Source organism: Kocuria sp. NPDC057446 (assembly GCF_042802875.1).
Classification (GTDB): domain Bacteria; phylum Actinomycetota; class Actinomycetes; order Actinomycetales; family Micrococcaceae; genus Kocuria.
This window is the reverse complement of the sequence record NZ_JBHVDI010000282.1, coordinates 1-1745: the sequence shown is the minus strand read 5'-3', so window position 1 is coordinate 1745 and position 1745 is coordinate 1. Positions and strand designations below refer to the sequence as shown.

General features: G+C 68.5%; 2 protein-coding genes and 1 tRNA gene. All 3 read right to left on the bottom strand.

What is annotated here, in order from left to right:
- Positions 1-40: 40 nt before the first annotated feature.
- Positions 41-718, bottom strand: a complete 678-nt coding sequence (locus ACFU0Y_RS18105) for an ATP-dependent Clp protease proteolytic subunit (protein WP_380216349.1) — start codon at positions 716-718, stop codon at positions 41-43.
- 61 nt (positions 719-779) lie between these two features.
- Positions 780-1460, bottom strand: coding sequence for an ATP-dependent Clp protease proteolytic subunit (locus tag ACFU0Y_RS18100; RefSeq protein ID WP_380216347.1), 681 nt, complete (start codon positions 1458-1460; stop codon positions 780-782).
- Positions 1461-1567: 107 nt separating this feature from the next.
- Positions 1568-1645, bottom strand: a tRNA-Ile gene (locus ACFU0Y_RS18095).
- Between the last annotated feature and the right edge of the window lie 100 nt (positions 1646-1745).

The following is a 1745-nucleotide window of genomic DNA, read 5'->3' as shown; positions in this document are numbered from 1 at the left end:
GCGGCGCACCGGGGTGCTCCGGCGGGGCGGGCCGCGCGGATCAGGAGGTGACGGTCGCCGGCTTGTGGATCTTCCGGGACTCCAGGACGTGGTCCACGATCCCGTACTCCTTGGCGGCGGACGCGGTGAGGATCTTGTCGCGCTCGATGTCGCGGTTGACCTCCTCGGCGGTCTTGCCGGAGTGCAGGGCCAGGGTCTCCTCGAGCCACTCGCGCATCCGCATGATCTCGTTGGCCTGGATCTCGATGTCGGAGGCCTGCCCGCCGCCCTGGCCGGACATCGCCGGCTGGTGGATCAGCACGCGGGCGTTCGGCAGGGCCAGGCGCTTGCCCGGGGTGCCGCCGGCGAGCAGCACGGCCGCCGCGGACGCGGCCTGACCGAGGCAGACCGTCTGGATCTCCGGGCGGATGAACTGCATGGTGTCGTAGATCGCCGTCATGGCGGTGAAGGAGCCGCCCGGGGAGTTGATGTACATCGTGATGTCCCGGTCCGCGTCCTGGGCCTCGAGCACGAGCAGCTGCGCCATGACGTCGTCGGCCGAGGCGTCGTCGACCTGGACGCCCAGGAAGATGATCCGGTCCTCGAACAGCTTGGTGTACGGGTTCTGCCGGCGGTACCCGTAGGGGGTGCGCTCCTCGAAGTCCGGGAGCACGTAGCGGCTGGTGGGCAGGGCGGCCAGGGAACCGGCCGTGGACGAAGGTCCGTGGGTGAAGGTCATGGTGGAGTTCCTCGGGAGTCTGTCGGAGCGTGCCTGGTGAAGTGGTGGGACCGCCGCGGCCCTACTCCTGGTCCTTCGTGTCATGGTCCTTCATGGTCCCGCCGCCGCCGGTCATGGAGCCGGCCGAGCTGGCGATGCGGTCGAAGAAGCCGTAGTCGAGGGCGCGCTGGGCGTCGAACCAGTTGTCGCGGTCGTTGTCCCGCAGGATCGTCTCGAGGCTCTGGCCGGTCTGCTCGGCGGTGAGCTCCGCGAGGCGCTGCTTCATCGACAGGATCAGCTCGGCCTGCACCCGGATGTCCGAGGCGGTGCCGCCCATGCCGCCGGAGGGCTGGTGCATGAGGATCCGGGCGTTGGGGGTGGCGTAGCGCTTGCCCTTGGTGCCCGAGGACAGCAGGAACTGGCCCATCGAGGCGGCCAGGCCGGTGGCCACGGTCACGACGTCGTTGGGGATGAGCTGCATGGTGTCGTAGATGGCCATGCCGGCGGTGACGGACCCGCCCGGGGAGTTGATGTACAGGAAGATGTCCGCCTGCGGGTCCTCGGCCGAGAGCAGCAGCATCTGGGAGCAGATGAGGTTGGCGTTGTCGTCGCGCACCTCGGAGCCCAGCCAGATGATGCGCTCCTTGAGCAGCCGGTTGTAGACGTAGTCGTCCTGGCCGCCCATGGGGGCGCCGCCCTGCAGGCGCGGTGCGGTGGAGGTGGCGTGGGTCGAGCCGAACGGCGACTCGTGAGCGGAGGTCATGTAGCGGTGCCTCTTTCGTCCGTGTGGTCCGGTGATCTCTGAACAGAAGACTAGTGCCCGCCCCGGGCCCCGGAGGGCCCCCGTCCGGGTTGTTCGCTGATGGCGCATGGTCGGCGCCGAGTGGACTCGAACCACCGACCTCACGCTTATCAGGCGTGCGCTCTAACCAGCTGAGCTACAGGCCCATGAACGATATGCAAATGGAGCGGGTGATGGGAATCGAACCCACGACATCAGCCTGCAACTCGTCGGCGACGGTGGCGTAGTCGCCCCGGACGGCGAAGC